Origin of the sequence: Halomonas sp. ND22Bw (assembly GCF_003011945.1) — a bacterium.
Classification (GTDB): Bacteria; Pseudomonadota; Gammaproteobacteria; order Pseudomonadales; family Halomonadaceae; genus Halomonas; species Halomonas halophila.
Window position 1 is genome coordinate 1 of sequence record NZ_PXWD01000954.1, and the last position, 268, is coordinate 268.

Sequence of the window (268 nt, forward strand, 5' to 3'; positions counted from 1 at the left end):
TACCCGACGTCATGGAACGGCGGGACGATGGCGACCGCGGGCAATCTGGTGTTCCAAGGCACGTCGCTGGGCGAATTCCGTGCCTATGCCGCCGATACCGGCAAGCAGCTATTCGCTTTCCCGGCGGGCACCGGGATCATGGCGGGCGCGGCGACCTATATGGTCAAGGGCAAGCAATATGTCGCGGTGCTGGCCGGGCGCGGCGGCGCGCTGCCGCTGTCGATCGGCTATGCGATCGGCAAGGCGCGCGACGTGCCCAATAATCCGC

The 268-nt window shown here is 66.8% G+C and carries 1 pseudogene; it reads left to right on the top strand.

The annotated features are described in order from the left end of the window. Window positions 1-27: 27 nt before the first annotated feature. Window positions 28-268, top strand: a pseudogene (locus tag CVH10_RS20995) (PQQ-dependent dehydrogenase, methanol/ethanol family); the annotation flags it as partial.